This window comes from Ancylobacter sp. FA202, assembly GCF_000380205.1.
Classification (GTDB): Bacteria; Pseudomonadota; Alphaproteobacteria; order Rhizobiales; family Xanthobacteraceae; genus Ancylobacter.
The window spans coordinates 1,249,284-1,267,124 of sequence record NZ_KB904818.1; the positions used below are offsets into that span (position 1 = coordinate 1,249,284).

The 17,841-nt window shown below is 62.3% G+C and carries 10 protein-coding genes, 2 rRNA genes and 1 pseudogene (1 of these 13 cut by a window edge); 9 read left to right on the forward strand and 4 right to left on the reverse strand.

Going from position 1 to position 17,841, the window contains the following annotated elements; all coding sequences use genetic code 11:
* Nucleotides 1-515: 515 nt before the first annotated feature.
* The 4 genes from A3M1_RS0105695 to A3M1_RS0105710 all read left to right on the forward strand — a co-directional run bounded on the left by A3M1_RS0105695 (nucleotide 516) and on the right by A3M1_RS0105710 (nucleotide 6,194).
* Nucleotides 516-2,801, forward strand: coding sequence for an FdhF/YdeP family oxidoreductase (locus A3M1_RS0105695; RefSeq protein ID WP_018387992.1), 2,286 nt, complete (start codon nucleotides 516-518; stop codon nucleotides 2,799-2,801).
* A gap of 179 nt (nucleotides 2,802-2,980) precedes the next feature.
* Complete coding sequence (locus A3M1_RS0105700; protein ID WP_018387993.1) at nucleotides 2,981-5,062, forward strand: FUSC family protein; 2,082 nt, start codon at nucleotides 2,981-2,983, stop codon at nucleotides 5,060-5,062.
* Nucleotides 5,059-5,292: a DUF1656 domain-containing protein gene (locus A3M1_RS0105705; protein ID WP_018387994.1), complete on the forward strand. Its 234-nt coding sequence runs from the start codon at nucleotides 5,059-5,061 to the stop codon at nucleotides 5,290-5,292. The genes A3M1_RS0105700 and A3M1_RS0105705 overlap by 4 nt, the downstream gene beginning before the upstream one ends.
* Nucleotides 5,289-6,194: an HlyD family secretion protein gene (locus A3M1_RS0105710; RefSeq protein ID WP_018387995.1), complete on the forward strand. Its 906-nt coding sequence runs from the start codon at nucleotides 5,289-5,291 to the stop codon at nucleotides 6,192-6,194. The genes A3M1_RS0105705 and A3M1_RS0105710 overlap by 4 nt, the downstream gene beginning before the upstream one ends.
* Nucleotides 6,195-6,251: 57 nt before the next feature.
* Here the strand turns inward: A3M1_RS0105710 and aspT are convergent, their stop codons facing one another.
* A complete protein-coding gene (aspT, locus tag A3M1_RS0105715) occupies nucleotides 6,252-7,937 on the reverse strand; it encodes an aspartate-alanine antiporter (RefSeq protein WP_018387996.1) in 1,686 nt (561 codons plus the stop codon).
* A gap of 230 nt (nucleotides 7,938-8,167) precedes the next feature.
* Here aspT and A3M1_RS0105720 point away from each other — a divergent pair, with 230 nt between their 5' ends.
* The 5 genes from A3M1_RS0105720 (at nucleotide 8,168) to A3M1_RS0105740 (ending at nucleotide 13,706) form a co-directional block, all read left to right on the forward strand.
* A complete protein-coding gene (locus A3M1_RS0105720) occupies nucleotides 8,168-8,773 on the forward strand; it encodes a hypothetical protein (RefSeq protein ID WP_245261585.1) in 606 nt (201 codons plus the stop codon).
* Between the two features lie 139 nt (nucleotides 8,774-8,912).
* Nucleotides 8,913-10,046, forward strand: a complete 1,134-nt coding sequence (locus A3M1_RS0105725; protein ID WP_018387998.1) for a cupin domain-containing protein — start codon at nucleotides 8,913-8,915, stop codon at nucleotides 10,044-10,046.
* 145 nt (nucleotides 10,047-10,191) lie between these two features.
* A complete protein-coding gene (gene yfdV, locus A3M1_RS0105730; protein WP_018387999.1) occupies nucleotides 10,192-11,148 on the forward strand; it encodes a transporter YfdV in 957 nt (318 codons plus the stop codon).
* Nucleotides 11,149-11,305: 157 nt separating this feature from the next.
* Complete coding sequence (locus tag A3M1_RS0105735) at nucleotides 11,306-12,400, forward strand: linear amide C-N hydrolase (protein WP_018388000.1); 1,095 nt, start codon at nucleotides 11,306-11,308, stop codon at nucleotides 12,398-12,400.
* An 88-nt stretch (nucleotides 12,401-12,488) separates the two neighbouring features.
* On the forward strand, nucleotides 12,489-13,706 hold the full coding sequence (locus A3M1_RS0105740; RefSeq protein ID WP_245261586.1) for an MFS transporter: 1,218 nt from the start codon (nucleotides 12,489-12,491) through the stop codon (nucleotides 13,704-13,706).
* Nucleotides 13,707-13,981: 275 nt separating this feature from the next.
* Here the strand turns inward: A3M1_RS0105740 and A3M1_RS26860 are convergent.
* From A3M1_RS26860 to A3M1_RS0105765, 3 genes and pseudogenes are all read right to left on the reverse strand, one after another.
* Nucleotides 13,982-15,343 (reverse strand): annotated as a pseudogene (locus A3M1_RS26860) (IS1182 family transposase).
* Nucleotides 15,344-15,698: 355 nt separating this feature from the next.
* Nucleotides 15,699-15,813, reverse strand: a 5S ribosomal RNA gene (gene rrf, locus A3M1_RS0105760).
* A 109-nt stretch (nucleotides 15,814-15,922) separates the two neighbouring features.
* A 23S ribosomal RNA gene (locus A3M1_RS0105765) occupies nucleotides 15,923-17,841 on the reverse strand; it runs 904 nt beyond the window's last position.

Sequence of the window (17,841 nt, forward strand, 5' to 3'; positions counted from 1 at the left end):
CCGAAATGCGACAGCTGCGCCGACGCGATCGGCCCCGCAGGCTCAAGGAAGCTGCCAGCATAAGCCGTTATCGGAACGCTCGCAAAAAGCAGCCCAAATACTGCGCTCGGTTTCAATCACACCCCCCTTGCGACCCCCGCACGCCCTGACAAGCACGGCGCCCTACCTCTGGTTATCAGCCCGAAACCCTACGGCAGCAAAGCACGAACGGCGACGGAGATCACCGTGCGGCATGGGGCAGATGGCGGAAGATTCATGCCGCGACAACGAAGGCCGCAAGGCAGACATCGACTTCGCGCTCTAAAGACATCGAATGACACAGCTCGATTAATGGAGGCAAAGCCCCCAGCGGTCTGAGATTCTAATGCATTTCCTATTGCCGTACTCGGCTGCCGCCGTCCATCTTCCATATGGGAGATAGACCGGTCGCGCATTTGCGCCTCAGTTGACCTCATGGGCGGAGACCGAAATCATGTCCCTTCGCCAGCCCCCATGGAACGCACTGAGAGGCGCTGATGTCCGAGAATTCACCCGACGGAGTGAAACCATATTCCGGCCCGGCCGGCGGATGGCAAGCGCTGGCGGCGGTGGCTCAGGCTGTCCGCAACGAGATGGAGACCGAGGTCGCCAATACGCGCGCCCTGCTGCGCATGAACCAGCCCGACGGCTTCGACTGCCCGGGCTGCGCCTGGCCGGACCCCAAGCACACCTCCTCCTTCGAGTTCTGCGAGAACGGCGCCAAGGCCGTGACGTGGGAGGCGACCGGCAAGCGGGCGAGCCCGGCCTTTTTCGCCGAGCATTCGGTTTCCGAGCTCTGGGGCTGGAGCGACCACGCGCTGGAGGATGCCGGACGCCTCACGACCCCGCTGCGCTACGAGGCTGCAACGGATCGTTTCGTGCCGGTGTCGTGGGAGGAAGCGTTCGCCGGCATTGCCGCACGCCTGAACGCGCTCGACCATCCCGACAGGGCGGAATTCTATACGTCGGGCCGCGCGTCGAACGAATCGGCCTTCATGTACCAGCTGCTGGCGCGCGCCTTCGGCACCAATAACTTCCCCGACTGTTCCAACATGTGCCATGAGCCGACCAGCATCGGCCTGCCGCAGTCCATCGGCATCGGCAAGGGCACCGTGTCGCTCGAGGATTTCGACCATGCCGACGCGATCTTCTGCATCGGTCACAACCCGGGCACCAACCACCCGCGGATGCTGACCACCCTGCGGGCGGCAGCCAAGCGCGGCGCGCCGATCATCGTCGCCAATCCGCTGAAGGAGCGGGGCTTGGAACGGTTCGCCGCCCCGCAGGACCCGGTGGAGATGCTCACCCTGTCCTCCACCCGTCTCGCCTCGGCCTATCATCAGGTGAAGGTCGGCGGCGACGTCGCCATGCTCAAGGGCATGATGAAAGCCCTGCTCGCTGCGGACGAGGCACGCCTCGCTGCCGGCGGCGAGGGGCTTCTGGACCGCGCCTTCATCGCCGAGCATACGGTCGGCTTCGATGAGCTGAGAGCGGACCTCGACGCCACGTCCTGGTCCGCCATCGAGCGTCGCTCCGGCCTTTCCCGCGCCGCGATCGAGAGCATGGCGGACGTCTATTGGAACGCCGAGCGCGTCATCGCCTGCTACGGCATGGGCATCACCCAGCACCGGCACGGCACGGAGAATGTGCGCCAGATCGTCAACCTGCTGCTGCTTCGCGGCAATATGGGCAAGCCCGGCGCCGGGATCTGTCCGCTGCGCGGGCATTCCAACGTTCAGGGCGACCGAACGGTCGGTATCACCGAAATTCCCACCGAGGCCTTCCTGACGCGCCTCGATGCGGCCTTCGGCATTACCGCGCCGCGCAAGCACGGACACAATGCGGTGGAGGCGCTGGCGGCGATGGCGAACGGCTCTTCGCGCGCCTTCATCGGGCTCGGGGGCAATTTCGCCGTGGCAATGCCGGATCCGGAGGTCGCCTTCGCCGCCTTCCGGAAACTCGATCTCAATGTGCAGATCATCACCAAGCTCAACCGCACCGCACTGCTGACGGCGACGCACAGCTACATCCTGCCCTGCCTCGGGCGCACGGAGCGCGATCTGCGGGCCGGCACGCTGCAGGCGATGACCGTGGAAGATTCCATGTCCATGGTCCATGCCTCGCGGGGCACATTGAAGCCGGCATCGGAAATGCTGATCTCCGAAGTCGCGATCATTGCCGGCATCGCCCGCGCGACCCTCGCCAAAAGCGCCATCGACTGGGAGGGACTGAGCAACGACTACGCCGGCATCCGCGACAAGATCGAGCAAGTATTCCCGGAATTCAGCGACTTCAACGCCCGCATCGCCGTGCCGGGCGGCTTCCGCCTGCCCAATGGCGCTGCGGAGCGCGTCTGGCACACGCCCAATGGCAGGGCGAACTTCCTCGCCGGCGCACCTCTCGACGAGGATGACGGGCGCGACGAGGGCACGCTTGTGTGCACCACGTTGCGCAGCCACGACCAGTACAACACCACCATCTATGGCCTGAACGATCGCTATCGCGGCATTAGCGGCCGGCGCGACGTGGTGTTCGTCAATGCCGACGACCTTGCTGCCCTCGGACTGTCGCATGGCGACACGGTGGATGTGGTGGCAAGTGACGACCGGGTGCTGGCCAAGCAGACCGCCGTCGCCTATCCGATCGCCCGCGGGTCGGTCGCGGCTTATTATCCCGAGGCGAACCTGCTGGTCGACGCGCGCGACTATGACCGTCAATGCGGCGTGCCGAGCTACAAGTCGATCCCGGTCAAGCTGAGGGCCCACCGCGCCGCGGCCGGGTAGGTGGCGAATCATCCTGTGCGGCGCGCCCCGGACGTCGGGGTCATGTCGCAGAACCACAGGATGCCTGTTCATGCGGGGCGAGATTACTATAATGGCCCTCATGCCTCTCCTCATTCCAGGACGGTGCCGGAGTGCCTCTTAATCAAGCGCTGCCTCGCGTAGGTGAACCGACAGGTCTCTTGAATCTGAACTGGCGCAACATTGTCTTCGCCTCGCGTCTGGCTGCCGCTGCCATCGCTGCACTTGCCCTTGCTTACTGGCTGGAACTTCAGGAGCCGCAATGGGCTATACTGACGGTCTACCTGCTGACGCAATCCTCGACCGGAGCCGCGCTCGCCAAGGGGTCGTTCCGCTTTCTCGGCACGATGATCGCCGCCGCCTACGCTCTCACCGCCGTCAAGCTGTTCTCGCAGGACCCGCTGCTCCTGGTCGGCAGCGCCATGCTCTGGACGTTCGCCTGCTATTATGGCGCCGCGCGGGCGAGCAACTTTGCCGCCTATGGTTTCATGCTTGCCGGCTTCACCGGGCTGCTGGTCATCTTTCAGGGTGCGGCCGCCCCTGATGCGGCCTGGCTGGTGGCGGTGGACCGGGTGAGCGAGATCAGCATCGGCATCGCCTGCGCCACGCTCGCCGGCGCGCTAGTGCTGCCCGATCACGCCGGCACGCAGCTGCGGGCACTGATGGCCAGCACCTTCCGCGCGCTGGCCGATCACTGCGCCCTCGCCCTGCGGGCCGCCACCCGCGGCCAGGCCCTGATGGACGAGCGCAGGACCATCCTGCCCAAGTTGGTGAAGTTCGACGCGCTGCGCTCCTACACCCGCTTCGAGGCCCCGGAGATGCGGGCGGACGCTGCCACGATGGACGAGGTCACGCGGGAATTCCTCGCGGTGCTTGCCGCCGCGCGGGGGCTCCATCTGCGCCTCGCCGCCCTGCAGGAGGGGGGCACGGCGTTGCCTGAACCGCTGACCGCCGCGCTTGAGCCGGCGATCCTGGCGCTGGGCCGCATCGGCGCCGACCCCACCATGCCGGGCCATACCGCGCGCGTGCGCGCCGAACTCGCCCTCATCCGCCGCGATCTCGCCGGGCTTGCCCGCCGCATCGAAGGGAGCGACGATCTCCCGCTCGGCACAAGAGCGGACGCCATCCTGGTCTGCCGGCAGGCGGTGGAGATGCTGCGCGACTTGTCGCTGCTCGCCCTCGCCGAACAGGCGGCCTTCCGGCCCGGCCGCGGCGCAGGCGCGCCCCGCCGAGGTGGCGCGGCCTCCGGCCACCCGACGGCCCTGCTGCAGGGAACCCGCGCCGCGCTGGCGCTGATGATCTTCTGCGTTTTCTGGCATGCGACGCAGTGGGACCAGGGCATTGCCGGCATCACCGGGCTCGCCCTCATGAACTACCAATGCGTCAATACCGATGATCCCGCCAAGCTCGGCTGGCCCTATCTTCGGGCCGTGGTCGCCGCCTGCTTCTGCGCCTATTTCACCATCGCCTTCATCTACCCCTGGCTTGAAGGCTTCCAGACGCTGGCGGCCTTCCTGTTTCTTGTGCTGCTGCCGGCCGGCCTGTTGATCGGCACGCCGCGCTACGCCCGGTCGGCGGGAACGTTCACCATCTTCTATGTCGCCGCCGCCGCGACGGGGAATGTCTTCACGCCCGACCCGCTGACCTTCGCCAATTTCTGCTTTGGTCTGGTGTTCGGCATGTTTGTCTGCCTGATGGTTGCGCGGCTCGTGCCGGCAACCGCCCGGGCACCCCGCCGCAGGGCCCTGCGCCACACGCTGTGCGTCCTGCTTCCGCAAGCCGCTCGTGGCGAGCGCCCGGCGTCGCAGGTCGCCCGCGAAATCACCCATCTTCTCGGGGCGCTGCTGCCGCAGCTTTCGCTGGCGCGCGCCGGGCATGACCGTCTGCTGCGCGGACTGCTCGCCTGCGCTTCGAGCGCCCGCGAGCTCGGCCGGCTGAGGCAGGTGGCGACCGATCCGTCGCTGCCTGAACCCGCGCGCCGGGCGATCGAGGGCGGCCTCCAGCGTCTGGCCGCGCTCTTCGCGGCCTGGCCGTCCTCGGCACCGGGAGCGACACCGCCCGACGCGGCGCGAGACGCCCTGGCAGGGATGTGGTCGGCACTGGAGGCCGACGATTGCCGGCCGGGCTCCCGCGCCGCTGGCCTTGTGGTGGAGGCTGCGACCAGCCTTCGTTTTCTCGAGGATCGTCTCACCCGCGATCACGCCTTCCGCGATCTCGCCAGCCTCGACGGACGCCTTCTATGACCTGGAATCCGCTGTTTCATACGTTCGATTTCTTCGGCTTCTACCTGCCGCCGGTCCTGTTCTGGGCGTTGGCGGCGTTCATTCCCTTCCTCGCCCTGAGCCGGCTGGCGCAGTGGTGCGGTTTCTATGATGTCGTCTGGCATCGCCCTCTGTTCGACGCCGCGCTTTATGTGATCGTGCTTGTCGGGTTGAGCGCCGGGCTGCCGCTGCTGACAGGAGGACCGGCATGAACGCGGGCAAGCTGATCCGGACGGCAGTGACGACCGCCACTGTCGCCATTGCCGCCTTCGCCGGCTGGCAGTTCTGGAACTACTATCTCCTGTCGCCCTGGACACGCGATGCGCGGGTGCTCGCCGATGTCCTGCAGGTCGCTCCTGACGTGTCGGGGCTGATCAGCACCATCCATGTGCGCGACAACCAGGCGGTCGAAAAAGGCGACCTGCTTTTCGAAATCGACCCCGAGCGGTTTCATGCCGCGCTGAACCTCGCCAAGGCCAATGTGACGATGAAGGCGGCGGCGCTGAGCCTCGCGCAGGAGAACGCCAAGCGCTTTCTCACCCTGCAGCGCGAAGACAGCCCCGGCTTCTCCGCCGAGACCGGGGAACGCATGCAGACGACGGCCGCGGAAGCCGAAGCGGCGTTTCATGTCGCACAGGCCGAGCTCACCATCGCCGAGATCAACATGCGCCGCAGCCGCGTGCATGCAGCGGTGAGCGGCTATGTGACCAACCTGACCGCCGTCGCCGGCGACTACGCCACCGCCGGACAGGGCGTGATGGCGCTGGTCGATTCGGATTCGTTCTATGTCTATGGCTACTTTCAGGAGACCAAAGTCCCGCAGATCAAAGAGGGCGCGCCGGCTCAGGTGGAACTGATGGCCGGCAGCGTGGTGCTGAACGGTGTGGTGGAGGGGCTCGCCCGCGCGATCGCCAATCCCGATGACGCGGCAGGCCTGCTGGCGCGCGTCGATCCGCAATTCAGCTGGATCCGCCTGGCTCAGCGCCTTCCGGTCCGGATCAAGCTGGGGGCGCTGCCGCCGAATGTCCGCCTCGCCGCCGGCATGTCGGCCACGGTGGTCATAAAGCCCGTCCGGCAAGAGCGTCCGGCCGGCACCTCAAACTCGCCGCCGTAGCGCTGCGTGGAGCGCTGGGGTGTCGCGCCGCCAGCGCCCCATGTGGGAAGTGGCGCCTCATCCCATCAGCATCACCATGAAGATGCCGCCGATTGTCAGAAGCGTGTTGGAGACCGCGTAAGGCACGGTATAGCCCAGCGCCGGCACCTGGCTGCGCGCCTTGTCGGCGATCAATCCCAGCGCCGGCGTCGATATGCTTGCGCCCGCGCAGCATCCCAGCACCAGCGCGTCGTCGAAGCGAAAAACATGCTTGCCGATCAGCAGGGCGAGCATGACCGGCACGGTGGTGGCAACCATGCCCAGCAGGAACAGGCTCAGCCCAACCTCGCGGACGCCCTCAACGAAACTTGGGCCGGACGAGATGCCGATCACGGCAATGAAGGCGTTCAGCCCAACCGCCTTGATGAACCAGAGCACGCCCGCCGGCACGTTGCCGAAGGTCGGGTGAATGGAGCGCTGCCAACCGGCAACGATTCCGGCGATGAGGACGCCACCAGCAATGGACAGGGTGATCGGCACCCCGCCAACCGTCACCATCGGCAAGCCGATCAGGGCGCCAATGGCGATCGTCAGGAACATCGCCGTGATGTCGGTCTCGGTGATCGAGAAATCGGCGCGGCCGATGATGTTCGTCGCCGCGCGGATGTGCTGCGAGCGTCCGACGACCGTCAGGATATCGCCGCGGTGAATCTCGGTCTGTGGGAGAATGGGAATCTCCGCTCCCGAGGAGCCCCGACGAATACGTGTGAGGAAGATCCCATGCGTCGACTTCATACGGGCCAGATCGGCCAGCGTCCTGCCGTCGCATGCCCGCTTGGTCACGACGATATCGACGCCTTCGGTGGGGATGGCGAGAAGTTCGGCGTCTTCCACCTCCTCCGCCCCGGTCCTGAACAAGGATCGCAGCGAGCCGCGCACGCCGGCGATGCTGACGATGTCCCCCGCTTCGAGCCGGGTGTCCTCGCTGGGGGTGATCATCTGCTCGCCACGGCGGATGCGGTCGACGAAGAGACGGACATTGGGCTCGCTCGCCTCGACCTCGCCGACGGAGCGCCCGGCCTGAGGGGCATCGGCCGTCAGGCGATAGGTCCGGACGATGTAATGATGCCATGACGAGCCGCCACCGCGCGGCAGTTCGCCCATCCTGGCCTCATAGGCGCGGCAGGCGGAAGCAAGGTCGATGCGCAGCAGCCGGGGCCCGATCTGGGAAATGATCACGATCGGCCCGATCGTGCCGTAGATGTAGGTCATGGCAAAGGCGGTCGACAGCGCGCCGATCATCGAGCGGGTCTCCTCGGGCGAGAGGCCGAGCCCGCGAATGGCATTGGTGGACAGCCCCAACGCGGAAGAGACGGTCGCCGCGCCGGCGAACAGACCGGCCCCATAGCCGACATCGTAGCCAGCAAACCGTGCCACGCCATAAGCGGTGCTCAGCATCATCACGCACACCAGCACCGCGAACAGGGCCTGCGATGCGCCGTCTCGCTTCAGAGCGCGCACGAACTGAGGGCCCACGCCGTAGCCGATGGCGAACAGGAACAGCAGAAAGAACACGCTTCCGACGGTCTGGGAAATCTCGATGTCGAGTTGGCCGATGAGCAGCCCGACCAGCAATGTCGTCGTCACCGTTCCAAGGGTGAACCCGCGATAGCCAACGTTGCCGAGCGGGTAGCCCAGCGCAATCGTCAGGAACAGCGCAATCTCGGGCTGCTCGCGCAGGGTTATCGAAATCCAGCTCCACATCGGCCGTTCGCTCCTGTCGGTCTAACTGAAGGGAGGAGTGCATGCGTGATCGCAACAATGCACCGATTCTAATTAATGCATCATATTTTTCAAATATATCCCATTTGGGAGATATAGCTTAAACTCTGAATGAGATACTAGAAATCGACAATTATCTATTCTTCATGTTCCAATGACGAAGACATTCCATGCTGTATAGGATTCTCGTCGCGTAGTTGGAGGCGATAGCTGTGTCCCATTTATTCTATCGCTGCATCGCCCTGGGGGTTGGCGTGCTGCCTCTCGGTTACGCAGCGAGCGGCCCGGCGTATGGTGGGAGCAATGTGCTGGGAGTCAGCATCGCCACGCAGCGCGAGCCGGGCGATTTTGACAAGAACGTGTCGACGGTCACCGGCATTGGCTATACCCATACCTTCGACAACAATGTTGTGCTGGACTCGTCGATTCACTATTTCGACCTGTCGGGCGATGGTGGATGGCGCCTGAATTCTCAGGCTGGCCTTGGCTACCGATACGAATTCTCGGACATTTTCTCCATTGTCGGAATCGGGTCGATTGGCAGTCGCGCACAAAGCAACGATGTCGATTTTCCCTATTACTCGATCCACGGTTCAGTCGACTGGAAGTTGACTGATGTTGCGACGTGGTCGGTGGTGACTTTTCGCTACCGCAACGCATTCAATGCGGATTATGATTTCGAGACCCCTGCTCTGGGATCGACCCTCAACTTCCGGCTTTCCACGTCAAGTTCTATTTCGTTCAACTATCTGCACGAATGGGAAAACGGGAAGGTGGCCGATAATTTGATCGGCATGGGGTACCAGTACCACTTTTGAAGCAATCCCGACCGCGGCGGCCCCGCCCCGGCATCTTGGGAGCGGCCAGCGGAATTGCGGCGGCGAGCAGAGGCGCGATTGGGTCGAGCCCATCGCGGCATCTGCGTTCGTGTGACGGTCACATAGATGGAGTTTTCCCATGGACGATCTGAAGCAGCCCATCGTCGGCACCAAGGGCGCAACCATAATCGGCCCCCGCAACCCGGCGATTGAGGCGCAGAACCCCGACATCCTGATGCCGCCCCTGACCGACAATGGCGGCATTCCCAACCTCAAGTTCCCGTTCGCCATGGCGCACAACCGCCTGGAAGATGGTGGCTGGGCGCGTGAGGTGACTCAGCGCGAAATGGGGGCGCTGAAGGAACTCGCCATCGTCAACATGCGCCTGCCGGCCGGTGTGGTGCGGGAACTGCACTGGCACAAGGAAGCCGAGTGGGCCTATGTGCTCAAGGGGCGGGTCCGGTTTTATCTGGTCGACGACCAGCGCCAGACTCTGGTCGAGGATCTTGGGCCGGGCGATCTGTGGCTCGCCCCGGCGGGGTTCCCCCACGCCATCCAGGGCCTTGAAGAGGGCACCGAATTCGTCCTCGTGTTCAATGACGGCAATTTCTCGGAAAATCAGACGCTGCTGGTGACCGAGTTGTTCGCCCATGTTCCGCGCGAGGTCCTGGCGAAGAATTTCGGCGTCCCCGCCGAGGCGTTCGACGGCATTCCGGCCCGAGAAAAGTACATCTTCCGCCAGCCCGTGCCCCCGCCGATCGAGCAGGTGCGCGCCGAGCTCGGCGCGGTGAACTTCACCGACAAATACATCTTCCGTGCCTCCTGGGCTCAGCCGACCGCCTATCCCGGCGGCGCCACGACCGTGGTTGATTCTGGCAACTTCGCCGTCGCCAATCTCGCGGCGCTGTTCATTGATCTCGAGCCGGGCGGGATGCGAGAGATACACTGGCATCCCGATGCCGATGAAATTCAGTATTACATCTCCGGCAAGGCACGAATGACCGTGTTCGATGCTGTCAGCAACGCCCGCACCTTTGATTTTGTGGGCGGGGATGTTGGCTATGTGCCGAAGACGCTGGCCCATTACATCGAAAATACCGGTGACGAGCCCGTGCGGGTGCTGAACGTTTTCCACACCAGTGAGTACAGGGACGTTTCACTGAACAACTGGCTGGCACTCACCCCCCCGCATCTGGTGAAGGGGCATCTCGATATTGGAGATCCCTTGATGTCCTCGCTGCGGGTCACCCGCCAGCCTGTCGTCAAGGGCTGAGGTTCCAAGGCGGAGAGCGGGCCCCCCTCTCCGCCTCGGTTCTTTCGGCGGCTTCCCGCCGCGAACCGATCCAGCGCGCGGGTCTTCAGCATTCTACCGTCGCGCAGCCGCGCCGTGCACGCAAAGGTGCCGAGAAGGAGCAGGCATGGAACAGTTTATGTCGAAGATGCTGGTATCGGACCTGATACCGATCATCGTTGTCATGGCGCTTGGATATCTTGCCGGAAAGGCGAATGGTTTCAAGTCTGAAGACGCCAGAATACTCAACAAGCTCGTGCTCGATTTTGCGCTGCCGGCAGCCTTGTTCGTTTCCATCGTGCGCGCCGACCGATCAATGCTCGTCGAGAACGCCACGCTCAGCATCATATCGCTGGTGGGCCTCGTCTTCCTCTTCATGCTTTCCTATTTCACCATCCAGTGGTTCTTCAGGCGCACCAAGCCCGAGGCCGCCGTCTGCGCGCTTATCGCGGGGTCGCCAACCATCGGCTTTCTCGGCTATGCTGTGCTGGATCCTCTCTATGGCACTGGCGTCGAAACCGGCCTCGTGATCGCCATCGTCGCCATCGTGGTGAACGCCGTCACCATTCCGATCGGCCTGTATCTGCTCAATGCCGGCGGCGGGGGCGCGGATGGAGCCCCCAAGGGCAGCGCCCTGCTTTCCGCGATGAAAGAACCCGTTGTCTGGGTGCCGATCCTGGCGGTGGCGCTGGTGGTCATCGGCATCCGGGTGCCCGACGAGTTCAGCCCGACTTTCGAACTGCTGGCCAAGGCCAATTCCAGCGTCGCGGTATTTGCCGCCGGGCTGACGCTGTCCGCCTACGCGATCGAACTTGACTGGGAGGTCGCCTACAATACCTTCTTCAAACTCGTTTTGATGCCCGGCGTCTTTCTCGTCGCGGGCTGGGCTGGGGGCCTCGACGAACAGATCCTGCAGATGCTCGTCTTGAGCGTCGCCCTGCCGCCCGCCTTTTCCGGCATCATCATTTCCAGTCGCTTCCAAGTTTACACGCGGACAGGTACCTCATCTCTCGCGGTGAGCGTGCTCGGCTTCATCGTCGCCGCACCAACATGGGTGTATCTCGCCCGACTTCTGGGCAGTTGAAGGCGCCCCGCAGGGGACGGGCAAGAGGATAGACTGAAAGCTCTCCGTCTCAACATCGTTGACCCTTGCCAAGGGCATGGATGGTCTTGCCGCCAGGCACGTGGCTATGGTCTCCCGACACTCTTCGCCAACCGCCCTTCAACCGTCGGACTGCGTGATGTGCACCTCCCTTCTCTACCGCGACGCCAGCGATCGCCCCTATCTCGGGCGAACCCTGGAACTCAGCGTCGACCTGCCCTACCAGATCGCCATCCTGCCGCAGGGCCTTGACCTTTCGTCGACGGTGAAGGGTCATCCGTCACTTCGCTGGCGTATGGATCGCACGGTCGTCGCCATCACGATGCCCGCAGTTGCACCGGCTCCCGGGACGACATTCGGCGTCGGAGACCTGAAGATCATCGAGGGACTGAACGACGCCGGCCTGTCCTTCTCGGTACAGTCCTATTCGCAGGCAGCCGGCCCCCAATCTCCTGTCGACGGCAGCCGCGCCGTCCTGTCGGCCGCCGACCTCGGCGCATGGGTGCTGGGACAGTTCTCCACCGTCGCGGCCGTGAAGGCCGCTCTTGCCGACATGCCCATATGTCTCGAACCCGTGCCGATCCTCGGTGGCCTTGAGATGCCGTTTCACTATTCGGTGCACGACAAACAGGGCGCCAGCCTCGTGATCGAATTCCACAAAGGCGTTCGCTCGATCTACGAAAACCCCGTCGGCGTCATGACCAATGCGCCGCAATTCTCCTGGCACCTGACCAATCTGGACAACTACACGTTCCTCAACAATATAGATCGCTCGCGCGCGAACTTCGGGACCTACAAGGCTGTCCAACCCGGTGCTGGCATCGCCAAGGCCGGGTTGCCGGGAACCGACACATCGGTCGACCGTTTCGTGCGTGCCGCCTTCTATGCGCAGTTTGCCGAGAAACAGTCGGATCCCGACAAGGCCGTGCAGATGGTCGCCCACATCATGAACAATTTTGACCGCCCGCGCGGAATCACGGTCGATCCGCCGGAACTCGGAAGTGGTCATCTTGAAGTGCAGGGACACCAGATCGACGTGGTGCCGACCGAGTTTACAAGTTGGACAAGCATATCAGACCTGACGCGCGGCCTGTTCTTCGTGCGAGACAGCCGCGGAATGAACTATATCTGCCTCGACGTCGGAGCGTTGGCCGCGAACAGCTTCAAGGCGACGCCGATGGCGGAACTCATGTCCGATCCAGCAGATGTGACGATCGAGTTCAACAGAGGCTGACGGCAGGGCGAGTGGTCGGCCAGCGCCGCATCGCCATGGTTCGAAGTCGTTATAGAATAAATATACCATTACACTTGTGAGTGTTTAGATGACACATCCTGATCGAAATTACAGAAAAATAACATTCTTCATTGGCATTTCTTTTATATATCTTATGATTATGTCGGCCACGACAGTTCCGACGCCCCTCTATCCAATCTATCAAGCAAAAATGCATTTTTCCCTGTTCATGGGAACCGTGATCTTCGCCACCTACATTCTTGGCGTTCTACTGGCGCTGCTTGGATTCGGCCGATGGTCGGACGTGGTGGGACGCCGCCCTGTGCTCATTGCAGCTGTATTCGCTGCATTACTGTCTTCGGCCCTGATGCTCTTGAGCGATTTCTTGTCGGAAGTCGCGCTTCCTGTACTTCTGCTCGGCCGCTTCTTCGTTGGTCTCGCCGTCGGCTTGTTCGTGGGAACTGCGACGGCGACGCTGGTGGAGTTGGCCCCGTCGCGGCTCAAGGATAAATCAACCTTCATTTCCACGGCCGTCAACGTCCTCGGCCTCGGGTTCGGCCCGTTGTTGGCCGGCATCATGGTCGAGCACGTGCCGCCGCAGCTCCAGTCGGTCTTCTGGGTCCTGCTTGCATGCTTCGGGCTCGGCCTACTCATCATCTGGCGCATGCCCGAGACGGTCAACGTCAAACCCGGCGCACGGCCACATATGCAGCATCTGGCATTGCCATCAAACGTCCGACCCGCCTTCCTCCAGGCTGCCATTCCCGGTTTCACCGGCTTCGCTGCGGTTGGCCTTTTCGGCGCCGTATCGCCCGACCTGCTGAACCGGATGGGGATTTCGGATCCGGTCGAGCAGGGATGGATCGTGTTTCTCGTTTTCGCCGCTTCGGGCGCCACCCAGTTGCTGGTCAAGCCCATGCCGCTAGCGCGTACCATGCAGGCGGGCTGCGTGCTGCTGGCCGTCGGCGCGCTGATAATTATGCTCGCCGTGATCCGCGATTCGTGGACGATGCTGCTCGCCGGAGGGATCGTCGCCAGTGTCGGATGGGGAGCGGTTTTTGCCAAAGGCGTTGCCCATGTCAGCGAGAGTGTGGCTGTGGCGGAACGGGCGGGTGTCACGTCCGCTCTGTTCGTGTGCTTTTACATCGGCCTGACGGCTCCCGCCGTTGGCGTGGGCGCAGCGGCGCTCAAATGGGGTCTGACGGACGCAACGATCGCATTTGCCCTGTTAATGGCCACGCTCGCCATAGCGGCGCTGATCGTAAACCTGAAACTCCACGACAGCCGGCCCCTCGGACCAAATTGAGCCGATATAATCGCCGCCGCATCAACTGATCAGACCGTTAACGGCTCTGGCCCTCGCCGGAGTGTTACCAATATGTCGTTCCGTCGACGTCTGCACCTGCATTAATGGCAGAGGAAAGCTGCCCGACCGCTTTCTCCCCGGTCCGGTCGTTGACATCCACTCGCCGAATTGATGTTGGAAAGTGATTTCCTGCCGACGCCTTTGGGGCCAAGGCTGTGTGAGAACTCACTGTGGCTCGTCGCGCAGGTTGTTGCCACGGCGCGCGTTAGCTCCGTTCACCCGGTTATCACCTTGAGGGTCGAGGCGACGCCGGCGACGGCGATGACGCGCTTGATGTTGTAGGCTAGGATCGCCAGGCTGGCTTCAGTGGAGACGTTCTCGAGGCCGCGCGTTCGGAAGTGGGTGGCGCCCATCCATCCTTTTATGGTGCCGAAGTCGTGCTCGACCGTGCAGCGGCGGGCCGCCATGGCTTCGGGCATCGCTTGAAGCCTGCGCTCCATGGCATCGAGCACCGCTTCGTGCTCCCATCGTCGGATGCGCTTCTCTTTGCCGGCCGTGCACAGGGGACGCGACGGGCAGGCGCTGCAGGCCCTCTGGTTGAAGTAGACGCTGATGAGCTTGCCGCCCTCCACCCGGGCAAAGCGTTTCTGCAGCTGTTGACCGGCGGGGCAGCGATAGGTGTCGGTCTCAGGCTCATGCACGAACATGGCCTTGCTCCAGAAACCACGCGCCTGAGCCGGTGAGGTATTTGGCTTGGGCACCATCGGGATGATGCCAGCTTCGGCGCAGGAGCGGATCTGTTCGCCCTCATAGTATCCACGATCGGCAAGGACGATCATCTCGGCAGCGCCGGTCTCAGCCTGTGCGGCCGTGGCCATCTCCAGCAGATGCGACCGGTCATGGCCGCAGTTCGTCAGCCTGGTGGTGACCACGATATGATGCTTGGTATCGACGGCCGCCTGGAGGTTGTAGCCGACTACGCCGCGATGGTCGCTGCCGGTTGCCATGGCACGGGCATCCGGATCGGTCAGCGATATCTGCTCATCGGGGGAGGCTTCCAGCTGCCGGCCGATCGCCTAGAGTTCGCCAAGGCGCCCGCGCAGCGACGCCAGTCGCTCAGTCAGGTGATGGATCCGCGGAGTGGCCGGTCCGGCTTCGGCACTGTCGGCTTCCTCAAGCTCGGCGAGATAGCGCGCGATGCTTTCCTCGACGTGGGCCTTCCGGCGCGCCAGCTTGCCCTTGGTGTAGTTCTTCTCGTGCGTGTTCGCCGCGCGCAAGCGTGACCCGTCGATTGCGACTATGCCGCCACCGGTCCGCGATGGTCTTGAAGTCGGGTGCCAGCTTGCCGGTCAGCCACATCAGTTCGATGTTGCGGCCCGCCTCGCGCTCCAGCTTCCGGCTCGAGGTCAGCTCGTGCAGGTATCCATAGACATAAAGCTTGAGCATCGTGCCCGGCGCGGAGCCGGGGCGGCCGGTCGATGCCGGCTGCACGCGGGCAAACCGAGCTCGGCAAGATCGAGTTCATCGACAAAGGCATCGATGATGCGGACCGGATTGTCGGGATCGACATAGTCCTCCAAACAAGCGGGCAGAAAGCTCGCCTGATGACGGTCGGCAGCCTCGACAAAACGTCCCATCTGGCACCTCCGAAGCAGTGCCTAAACATAGCATAATCAGGGGTTTTCACACAGCCTCAGGCGCAGAGCTGTCGCCCATCTCGTAGAGCATCGCGCGATGAGCGAACGATGGGCGTGTAAAGCCGCAGGCTTCTGCCGCATAACCATGCTCCGCACCTGCCCCCGCCGCAGAGCACGCGCCCGAGGGCAGATCCAGCCGCCAGAAGAACGCACTGCTGGATAGAAGTGGGGGGCAACGTCAGGGTTATGGCTGAGGTGTCGGCTGGGTATTCAGACGCACAAAACCCCGCCTGCGATGTCTCGCGGGCGGGGTTTTGTTTAGGGTGTGAAGAAGCGTTTTTGCTGTGCTTTGCAGGCCTGGCAGCGACCTACTCTCCCAGGTCTTGAGACATAGTACCATCGGCGCTGAGGAGTTTAACGGCCGAGTTCGGGATGGGATCGGGTTGGGGCTCCTCGCAATGGCCACCAGGCCGGCGAAGCACAGCATTTTGCGAAGCAAGGATCCTTTTGGGATCGGGTCTGGTCGACCCTGGTCTTTGGATTGCTTTGATCCTTGATGGATGACCATCGAGGATGAGAACGATCAAGCCAATCGAACGATTAGTACCGGTAAGCTCAATATGTTGCCATACTTACACACCCGGCCTATCAACGTGGTCGTCTTCCACGGTTCTCAAGGGAATACTCGTTTTGAGGTGGGTTTCCCGCTTAGATGCTTTCAGCGGTTATCCCGACCGTACATAGCTACGCTGCACTGCGGCTGGCGCCACAACAGCTCCACCAGAGGTACGTTCATCCCGGTCCTCTCGTACTAGGGACAAATCCTCTCAATATTCCTACACCCACGGCAGATAGGGACCGAACTGTCTCACGACGTTCTGAACCCAGCTCACGTACCACTTTAATCGGCGAACAGCCGAACCCTTGGGACCTGCTCCAGCCCCAGGATGTGATGAGCCGACATCGAGGTGCCAAACGATGCCGTCGATATGGACTCTTGGGCATCATCAGCCTGTTATCCCCGGCGTACCTTTTATTCGTTGAGCGATGGCCCGTCCACGTGGGACCACCGGATCACTATGGCCGACTTTCGTCTCTGCTCGACTTGTCAGTCTCACAGTCAGGCGGGCTTATGCCATTGCACTCGACGACCGATTTCCGACCGGTCTGAGCCCACCATCGCGCGCCTCCGTTACTCTTTGGGAGGCGACCGCCCCAGTCAAACTGCCCACCATGCAATGTCCCGGATCCGGATAACGGACCGCGGTTAGACATCCATATCTATAAGGGTGGTATTTCAAGGATGGCTCCACGAGAGCTGGCGCCCTCGCTTCAAAGCCTACCACCTATCCTACACATACCGACACGAATGCCAGTGCAAAGTTGCAGTAAAGGTGCACGGGGTCTTTCCGTCTGACCGCAGGAACCCCGCATCTTCACGGGGAATTCAATTTCACTGAGTCTATGCTGGAGACAGCGGGGAAGTCATTACGCCATTCGTGCAGGTCGGAACTTACCCGACAAGGAATTTCGCTACCTTAGGACCGTTATAGTTACGGCCGCCGTTTACCGGGGCTTCGATTCAAAGCTTGCACCTCTCCTCTTAACCTTCCGGCACCGGGCAGGCGTCAGACCCTATACGTCATCTTGCGATTTCGCAGAGCCCTGTGTTTTTGCTAAACAGTTGCCACCCCCTGGTCTGTGCCCCTCCACACTGGTTGCCCAATGTGAAGGCCTCCTTATCCCGAAGTTACGGAGGTAAATTGCCGAGTTCCTTCAGCATAGTTCTCTCAAGCGCCTTGGTATACTCTACCAGTCCACCTGTGTCGGTTTCGGGTACGGTCTATAATGTGGGAGCTATTTCCTGGAACCCCTTCGAAGCCAGAACAGAACCAATTCGTCTGACAACACACGGGATTCGTCACTACCCACAGGCTCAGGAATATTCACCTGATTCCCATCGACTACGCCTTTCGGCCTCGCCTTAGGGGCCGGCTAACCCTGCGCAGATTAGCTTTACGCAGGAACCCTTGGACTTTCGGCGACAGTGTCTCTCACACTGTTTGTCGTTACTCATGTCAGCATTCGCACTTCCGATACCTCCAGAGGCCCTCACGGGTCCTCCTTCGCAGGCTTACGGAACGCTCCGCTACCGCTTGCACCTAAGTGCAAACCCTAAGCTTCGGTGCATGGCTTGAGCCCCGTTACATTTTCGGCGCAAGAATCCTAGACCAGTGAGCTGTTACGCTTTCTTTAAAGGATGGCTGCTTCTAAGCCAACCTCCTGGTTGTTTTCGGACTCTCACATCCTTTCACACTTAGCCATGACTTGGGGACCTTAGCTGTAGGTCAGGGTTGTTTCCCTCTCGACGACGGACGTTAGCACCCGCCGTCTGTCTCCCGCGCAGTACTTCCAGGTATTCGGAGTTTGGTTAGGTTTGGTAAGGCGGTAAACCCCCCTAGCCCATCCAGTGCTCTACCCCCTGGAGTATTCACGCG

Bases quoted from the DNA above. Each gene is read 5' to 3' on its own strand.
- A3M1_RS0105705 (WP_018387994.1), top strand. From the start codon at position 5,059: ATGACCTGGAATCCGCTGTTTCATACGTTCGATTTCTTCGGCTTCTAC.
- A3M1_RS0105725 (WP_018387998.1), top strand. From the start codon at position 8,913: ATGGACGATCTGAAGCAGCCCATCGTCGGCACCAAGGGCGCAACCATA.
- aspT (WP_018387996.1), bottom strand. From the start codon at position 7,937: ATGTGGAGCTGGATTTCGATAACCCTGCGCGAGCAGCCCGAGATTGCG.
- A3M1_RS0105735 (WP_018388000.1), top strand. From the start codon at position 11,306: ATGTGCACCTCCCTTCTCTACCGCGACGCCAGCGATCGCCCCTATCTC.
- A3M1_RS0105740 (WP_245261586.1), top strand. From the start codon at position 12,489: ATGACACATCCTGATCGAAATTACAGAAAAATAACATTCTTCATTGGC.
- A3M1_RS0105695 (WP_018387992.1), top strand. From the start codon at position 516: ATGTCCGAGAATTCACCCGACGGAGTGAAACCATATTCCGGCCCGGCC.
- yfdV (WP_018387999.1), top strand. From the start codon at position 10,192: ATGGAACAGTTTATGTCGAAGATGCTGGTATCGGACCTGATACCGATC.
- A3M1_RS0105710 (WP_018387995.1), top strand. From the start codon at position 5,289: ATGAACGCGGGCAAGCTGATCCGGACGGCAGTGACGACCGCCACTGTC.